Here is a 7,986-nt window from a genome sequence, read left to right on the forward strand (position 1 = left end):
TTCCTGGTCCGCGTCGGGGTGGGGCGGGGGTTGGCGGTGCGGGAGTTGTCGGTGTGGGAGAACAGCTCCGTCTTCTTCATGTCGGGTTCCCCTCAGCTGTCGTGCGAGTGGTAGCGCGTCGACGTGTGGTGCCAGTCGTGGGCGCCGCGCAGGGTGGTCCGGAGCGCTTCCGTGCAGTAGCGCTCCAGCAGGTCGCGTTCGGCCGGGTCGTGGGCCGCGTCGAGCAGGGCCTCGTGGGCGAGCGTGAAGAGCCGCAGGGATTCCTGCCGGCGTCGGACGGCCCGGTCGGTCGCTTCCGGGCGGGAGAGGCCGTGCTCCCGTTCCAGGCACAGCACGAGGTTGTTCTGCTCGCCGAGTGCGGCGTCCTTGTCCAGGGAGACGATGTCGTTGTCGCAGATGATGAAGGTCTTCGTCGTCTCCCGCATGACCGACAGGTGGGGCAGCGCGTACAGGTGGTCCGGGAGGACGCAGGAGGACAGGCGTTCGGCGAGGTCGATGACCGGTGCCACGCCGATGGTGTGGCGCCTCACGCGCAGGTACGTACTCAGCGGCAGCGGGGTGCCGGAGTGCCGGCTGCGGGCCTCGTCGACGTGGTGGCGGAGGTAGGAGGACCAGTGGGCCGCGGACCGGCGTATCCAGTCCTGGGGCATCGCCCGGCAGCTGCGCCGCCGCATGTCGGCGAAGGCGGCGGCCAGGGGCAGCGGGCCCGCCTCGCCGGTGACGCCCTCCTCGACGAGTCCGACGAGGTGACCGACCCGGTCCGGGGAGTGGCCCCACGCTTCGTCGAGCGCGTCGTCGAAGAGGAAGTACCAGCTCTGCTGGTCGACTCCGATGTCCAGTTCGCCGCCGGTCGCGTTCGGGTAGAACAGGGCCGCGATCAGCGGGAACTGGCCCTTGAGGTGGTGTTTCACCTCCGCTTCCGTCGACAGGAATCCGAAGGACTTCGGCCAGGCGAGGTGCCGGTCGTGGGCGGCCTGGAAGTCCGGGCTGACGCGGCTGGGGAAGGGCAGCGGGGAGCGGTTCATCGGGCGTCCCGGGGCGAGACGAGCATGGGCAGCGCGTTCGGCCGTATCTGCGCCTGGGCCACCGGCCGGACCCGGTGCCCGCGGACGGGGTGCAGTCGCCATCGCGACACGACCGAGCAGAGGACGACCAGCATCTCGGTCATCGCGAAGAAGTCCCCGATGCACTTCCTGTTGCCCAGCGCGAACGGGATGTAGGCGCCCGGCGGGATCTCCTGCTGGGCGGGGTCGAGCCAGCGGTCCGGGTCGAACCGCAGGGGGTCGGGGAAGTACGCGGGGTCGCGGTGCATCGCCGCCGCGCTGTAGATGATCTCGGCGTCCTGCGGAAGGTCGGTCCCGCAGACCCGCGCCGGCTCCAGAGCGCGCCGCATGAGCAGCCAGTTGGGCTGGTGCAGCCGGAGTACCTCGCGCAGGAACCGGTCGGTGAAGGGGAGCGTCGCCGCGCCGGGCAGGGCGCCGGCGGGCAGGGCCGCGTGCTCGGCCCTGATGCGGTCCGCGCTCCGCGGTCGCCTGCCGAGTTCGTGCAGGGCCCAGGACAGGGTGGTCGACGTGGTCTCGGCGCCGGCCATGAGCAGGGACAGCAGCTCGTCGCGGGCCGCCTCGTCGCTCATTCCTCCCTCGGCGCCCGCGAGCATGACCGACAGCAGGTCACCGCGGTCGGTGGGGTCCTGCCGGGCCTGCCGGACGGCGGTGTCGGCGAGGTCGCGCAGAGCCGCGGCGGCGGACAGGTACCGGCGGTGGCCGAGCGCGGGCGAGGACGCGATCGGCGCGGGCAGGACCGTGCCCACGAAGACTCCGCGCATCACCATGGTCAGGTGCTCGGCGACCCGCTCCCCCAGTTCCGCCATGGCCTCGGCGCCGTCCGGGCGTTCCCCGCTGAACAGGGTCGCGACGAGCGTGGCCGTCGCCATCCGGCGCATCACCCGGTCCATGGCGATCACCTCGCCCGGGCGCCAGGCCGCGACCTGTTCCTCGGTGACGTCGGTCATCGTGCCGACGTACGCGGCGACGGCATCGCGCCGGAAGGCGGGCTGGAGCACACGGCGCCGGTGTCTGTGCACGTCGCGCCCGGAGGTGATGATGCCGTTGCCGATGAAGGGTCTGGCGACGTCGAAGAGCAGTCCCTTGCCGAACTTCCCGCTCTGTGTCACAAGGACGTCGTGGACCGCCTCCGGCGAGTTCAGGACATACACCGGCCGCGTGCCGAGGAAGATCGTGACGATGTCGCCCCGCGCCCTGACCGACTGTAAGAACCCCGCCCGCCCGGCGGCCAATTGCGGCAGGTGCCCGAGGAAGGGGATGCGGCCTGGAGCGACGGGCGCCGCTGCTGGAGGGGAGGTGGATCGCACGGTCTCGTACCTTTCGGTCAGGGGTGGGCCGGGGACACGCGGCACCATCGGCAGCAGTCACCGGTTCAACAGGTGATGGTCTGGTACTCGGTGTAGGTGCCGAGCCCCACCGGGCCGTACTCGCGTCCGATCCCGCTGTCCTTGAAGCCGCCGAACGGGCCGTCGAAGGTGAGGGGAGCGCCGTTGACCGTGACGGTTCCGGTGCGAAGACGGCGGGCGACGGCGAGGGCGTGCTCCCGGTCGCGGGACCAGACGCCGCCGGACAGGCCGTACGGGGAGTCGTTGGCGATGCGTACGGCGTCGTCCTCGTCGTCGTAGGGGATGACGACCAGGACCGGGCCGAAGATCTCCTCCCGCGCGATGCGCATCGCGTTGTCGACGTCGGCGAAGACGGTGGGGGTGACGTAGGTGCCGCGCTCCAGGCCCTCGGGGATCTGCGGGCCGCCCGTGACCAGCCGGGCGCCCTCCTCGATGCCGAGCCGGATGTAGGTGCGCACCCGCTGCTGCTGGTCAGGGCCGGCCAGAGGGCCGATGAAGGTGTCGGGGTCGCTCGGGTCACCCACCGTCAGCGACTCGACCATTTCCTTCAGGGCGGTGACGATCTCCTCGTACCGGCCGCGCGGCGCGAGGATCCTGGTCTGCGCGATGCACGACTCGCCGTTGTTGAGCAGGGCGGCAATCTTCAGGCCCGCGACGGTCTCGCCGAGGTCGGCGTCCGGCAGGACGAGGGCGGCGGACTTGCCGCCGAGTTCCAGGCTGACCCGCTTGAGCCGCTCCCCCGCGATCGAGGCGATGCGGCGGCCGGCCCGGGTCGAGCCGGTGAAGGCGATCTTGTCGACCTCGGGGTGCGACACCAGGTGCTCGCTGGTGTCCCGGTCGGCGGGCAGGACACTGACGACGCCCTCGGGCAGCCCCGTACGCTCCAGCAGTTCGGCCAGGAAGCCCATGCTCAGCGAGTTCTCCGGGGACACCTTGAGGACCACGGAGTTGCCGGCCAGCAACGCCGGGACGATCTTCGAGGTGGCCGAGGAGAACGGGGAGTTCCACGGGATCACGGCCGCGACGACGCCGACCGGCACACGGCGAATCACCGCTTGGACCGGTGACGTGGGGTCGGAGGGTGTCACCGCCTGCTCCCAGGTGAACTCCTGAGCCGCCCTCAGGTAGGCGTTCGCCTGCCGGGTCAGGCCGGACTGTCCGGCGCGGGTGAACCAGAGCGGTGAGCCGTTCTCCAGCGTGATCAGCCGCGCGATCCGCTCCGCCTGCTCCTCGCGCAGCGCGTTGAACCGGCGCAGGAGCGCGATCCGCCGTACGGGCGGGGTGGTGCGCCAGATTCCCGCGTCGAACGAGGTCCGCGCGGCGGACACCGCGCGGTCGATGTCCGCCGGCCGCGCCTGGGCCGCGCGGCCGATCAGCGACCGGTCGTGCGGCGAGACGAGGTCGAGGAGGGCCGGATCGCTCGGCTTCACCCAGGACCCTCCGATGAAGAGCCGGTCGTAGACGTCCACGCGCCTGCCTCCTTCTGTCCGGCCGGCACCGCTCGGCGGCGGCCACCCAAAGAGCCTGACAGGGAGAATCGTCACCTGTCAAACAGGTGACGCAAGCCTGTGGAAAAGCTGGCCGGATCTGCTCGCACCCGCGTCGCGGGACGAGACATCCTGATCATCATGAAGATCGACAACTCTTCTCCGTTCGAACCCGGCCGGGCCGAGATGTCCGCCATGGCGGACACGGTGACGCGCCAGGTCACCGCGTTCCTCGCGGCGCGAGATCTCCGGCCGGCGCACGACGGGACCGCTCCCGACACAGAGAGGAAGCTGACGGACGCGTTCCTGGCGGCGCCCGCGCAGGACGGCACCCCGCTGGACCAGCTCATGGACCGGCTCGGCGCGGGCGCCGAGAACGCGATCGAGACCGCCGGCTCCCGGCTGCTGGCCGCCCTGCCCGGCGGCGGGCTCTACGCGTCGGCTCTCGCCGAGTTCTTCACCAAGGCCGTGAACCGCTACGGCACCCTGGCCGCCGCGGCCCCCGCCCTCACCGCCCTGGAGGAAGGCGTCCTGCGCTGGATGGCGCGCGACGTCTGCGGCCTTCCGCCCGGCAGCTCGGGCGTCCTCACCACCGGCGGCTCCATGGCCAACCTCTCCGCCGTGGTGACAGCCCGTCACGACCGGCTGGGCGAGGACATCGGGCGGGGCACCCTCTACGTCAGCGAGCAGGCGCACTACTCCGTCGCGAAGGCCGCCCGCATCGCCGGGATCCCGCAGCGCAACGTCCGCGTCGTACCGGTCGACGAGCACCTGAGGATGGACCTGCGCGCGGCGGCGGAGCGGATACGCGCCGACCGCGCCGCGGGACTGCGGCCGTTCCTGCTGGTCGCGACAGCGGGAACCACGGACACCGGAGCCATCGACCCGCTGCCGGACGCGGGGGACCTGGCCGCCCGCGAGGATCTCTGGTTCCACGTGGACGCGGCCTACGGCGGCTTCTTCCGGCTCACCGGACGGGGCCGTGAGCGCACGGCGGGCATCGAGCGGGCGGACTCGGTGACCCTGGACCCCCACAAGGCCCTGTTCCTGCCGTTCGGCACCGGCGCTCTCGTCGTCCGGGAACCGGGCCGCCTCCAGGACGCGCACGACGGATCGGCCCACACCCTCCAGGACGTCGGCGCGTCGGACGCCCTCCCGGACTACGCCCGGCGCGGCATCGAGCTGAGCCGGGAGAACCGGGGCGTACGGGTCTGGCTCCCGCTGCACCTGTACGGGCTGTCCGCGTTCCGGGACGCCCTCGACGAGAAGCTCGACCTCGCGGCCCGCATCCACCGCACGCTGAGCGCCGTCCCGCACCTCGACGTCCCCTGGCGGCCCGAGCTGACCGCCGTCGCCTTCGCGGTCCGGCCGGAGCGTCCCGGCGAAGCGGCGCGGCTCGCCGCCGACGCCGCGACCCGGCGCCTCCTCGACCGCGTCAACGCCGACGGCCGGTCGGTCGTGCACAGCACCACCGTCGCGGGCCGGCAGCTGATCCGCCTGTGCGTGCTCGCGCACCGCACGCACGCGGAACACGTCGACGACGTGCTCCACCTGATCACCGCAGAGAAAGGCGAATGAACCATGACGAGGACCATCCGGTACGGCACGTTCGACGCGGGCGACCACTCCTTCGGCTCGTTCGTCTGCCACCAGTGGGCCGCCGCGGCACAGGCGCTTCGCCTTCCCCGCGACGGCGCGAGACAGACGGAGTCGCTCCTGCGCGAGATACTCGCCGACTGGTTCGACGCCCCCGTCGGACGCACCTGCCGCACGCCGTCGTACGTCGCGGCGGACGGTTTCCCCGCCGAACTGTCGGTCAACTGGTCGGGAGCCCACCCGGAGCTGCGGGTCCTCTTCGACGCCGGATTCCGCTCCCCCCGGCCCACGGACACGGCCAGGGAAGTGACCCGGGCCCTGGCAGGCCGGCCGGGTGTCGGCCTCGACCGGTACCTGAGCGTCGAGGACGTCTTCCTCGGCGACACCGGCCACGAACCCGCGCCCCTCTGGCACGCGTTGGCCTGGCGGCCCGGCGAAGGACTGACCCTCAAGGCGTACTTCGGGCTCTACCCGTGGGACCACCGCAGGCGCGAGGCCGTGATCGGGCAGGCCATGGAACGGCTCGACATGGGCACCGCGTGGCGGAACACGGCACGCGCCCACGGAGCACTCCCCGGTGACAGGGAGCTCGAATTCTTCGCCCTGGACCTGTCCGACGCGCCCGGAGCGCGGGCCAAGGTCTACTACCGGCATCACGACGCGGACCTGGACACCCTCGACGCCGTCGCCTCGACAGCACGGGCCCACGATCCGCTCCGCGCGTCCGAGGTGTTCCGCATGCTCGCCGGTCCGCACCACGACACGGGGGGCGAGGCCCCGTTGACCTGCCTGGCGTTCCGGGGCGGCGCGGACCTGGCCGACGAGGCGAGCACCTACCTGCGGATGCCGGACCTGTGCGAGAACGAACGGGAAGCGACCCGCCGGGTCGAGGCGGTCCTGCTGGAGGAAGGGGTACCCACCGGCCCCTACCGGGCTCTCGTCGACTCCCTGGCACCCCAGCCGCTGGACGCGTTCACGGGGTTGCAGGAACTCGTCAGCTTCCGCACGGGACGCCGCCGCGGCGACGTCACGACGTACCTCCGCTTCTCCGTCTACCCGGGCCCCCACTCGGACGCCCACGTGCCCCAGCGGGCCGGCGCGGCAGAGCCCTCGCCCCTGTAAGCCCGCCATCACCCCTTCAACCAGTGACGAGACGGCCGCGAACTCGCCCGAACCGGTCTAAGCCGACGCGCAGTGGTAGAGCGTCTGCCCGGTGTCCGAACCGCCGTAGTCGGACACCGGGACCGGCACGCAGGCCGACCGGACCCACTGCGTGATCCGCGTCGCGGCCGTCGCCCCGCTCACCCCGCGACCGGCGCCGCCCACCACGACGTACCGGACCTCGCCCGCCCCCACGAGCCGCCGGAACCCCGCCTCCGTCGGGAACGGCACCCGGCCGCTGAACCCGCCGAGCGGCAGCACGTGGGCTCCGGTGGCGAGGATGTACGGGGACGCGGCGCTCCAGTTCGTGGTGGCGAAGACGTACGGCGCCGAGCCCTGGCGGGCGGTCGTATAGGCGAGCAACTCCCGCTGGGAGGCGGTGAGTCCACCGTCCGAGCTGATGCCGCCGAAGCCGGGGCCCGCGGCACGTACGGCGTCCCCCATGAGTCCGCCCATGAGTCCGCCCGTGCGCCCGCCCGTGCGTCCGTCCGTGCGCCCGCCCGTGCCGTCGCCCCACCGCAGCCGGTCCGTCCGGCCGCCCGCCGACACGAAGGTCCCCGGCGCCCCGCGTCCACCCCGGGTGTCGGACGGGCCGACCGCGCCCATGCCGGTACTGCGGTACGAGGGGTTGAACACCTGCGCCACCCACGCACCCGGCGCGATCAGTACGGCGGCGAGGGCGGTGGCGAGCCCGGCGAGAGCGAGGCGCCCGCCGAACCGCCCACCCGACGACCCACCGAACCACCCCGGCCCACCGGGACGCGCCACCGCCAGCAGGATGACGGCCGCCGCACCCAGCATCGCCACGACCGGCGCCAGCCACGGCAGGAACGAGCTGAACTCCCCCGCGAGATACGTACTCCACACGGTCGTCGCCGCCACCGCCCCCGGCAACGCCCACGCCCGCCGCCCACCGGCCCGGTACGCCCGCCACATCACGACGGTCCCGCCGCCCGTCAACGCGGCCAGCGGCACCGCGATCACGCCCATGTAGTACGTGTGGCCCCCCACGCTCCCCGCGCTGAACACCAGGAAGAACGTCGCCAGCCAGGTCCCCCAGAGCAGGAACCCGGCACGCAGCCCGTCGGTGCGCGGCCGTCCCCGGCTCCACACCAGCCCGCATACGGCGCACACCGCCGCGAACGGATACAGCCACCCGGTCTGCGAGGCGAGCGAGGTCCCGAACATCTTCGCCCAGCCGTCCTGCCCCTGGCCGCCCGGCCACCTCCCTTGAGCGCCACCGCCGAAAGCACGAGCACCTGCACGCGCAGCCACACCGGAACCGGCACCCGCACCCATCCCCGCACCACCCGGCCGAGCACCTGTCCCTTA

6 protein-coding genes are annotated in these 7,986 nt (G+C 72.6%); 2 read left to right on the top strand and 4 right to left on the bottom strand.

Translation table 11 applies throughout. The features are described from left to right. Positions 1-92: 92 nt before the first annotated feature. The 3 genes from AOK24_RS05480 to AOK24_RS05490 all read right to left on the bottom strand — a co-directional run bounded on the left by AOK24_RS05480 (position 93) and on the right by AOK24_RS05490 (position 3,879). Positions 93-1,025 (bottom strand): terpene synthase family protein, encoded by a 933-nt coding sequence (locus AOK24_RS05480; protein ID WP_055718916.1) that lies wholly within the window; start codon positions 1,023-1,025, stop codon positions 93-95. Further along, positions 1,022-2,371 (bottom strand): cytochrome P450, encoded by a 1,350-nt coding sequence (locus tag AOK24_RS05485; protein WP_159051798.1) that lies wholly within the window; start codon positions 2,369-2,371, stop codon positions 1,022-1,024. Before AOK24_RS05485 ends, AOK24_RS05480 begins: the two co-directional genes overlap by 4 nt. Before the next feature lie 65 nt (positions 2,372-2,436). Further along, a complete protein-coding gene (locus AOK24_RS05490; RefSeq protein WP_055718918.1) occupies positions 2,437-3,879 on the bottom strand; it encodes an aldehyde dehydrogenase in 1,443 nt (480 codons plus the stop codon). Positions 3,880-4,038: 159 nt separating this feature from the next. Here AOK24_RS05490 and AOK24_RS05495 point away from each other — a divergent pair, with 159 nt between their 5' ends. Continuing rightward, a complete protein-coding gene (locus AOK24_RS05495) occupies positions 4,039-5,475 on the top strand; it encodes a pyridoxal phosphate-dependent decarboxylase family protein (protein WP_055718921.1) in 1,437 nt (478 codons plus the stop codon). Positions 5,476-5,478: 3 nt separating this feature from the next. Then, entirely contained in the window at positions 5,479-6,615 is a 1,137-nt protein-coding gene (locus AOK24_RS05500) for a tryptophan dimethylallyltransferase family protein (protein ID WP_055718919.1), read from the top strand. Between the two features lie 57 nt (positions 6,616-6,672). On the opposite strand, the gene AOK24_RS05505 is transcribed toward AOK24_RS05500, so the two are convergent. After that, positions 6,673-7,842, bottom strand: coding sequence for a mannosyltransferase YkcB-related protein (locus tag AOK24_RS05505; protein ID WP_055718920.1), 1,170 nt, complete (start codon positions 7,840-7,842; stop codon positions 6,673-6,675). Positions 7,843-7,986: the final 144 nt, after the last annotated feature.

Origin of the sequence: Streptomyces niveiscabiei (assembly GCF_001419795.1) — a bacterium.
GTDB classification, from domain to species: Bacteria; Actinomycetota; Actinomycetes; order Streptomycetales; family Streptomycetaceae; genus Streptomyces; species Streptomyces niveiscabiei.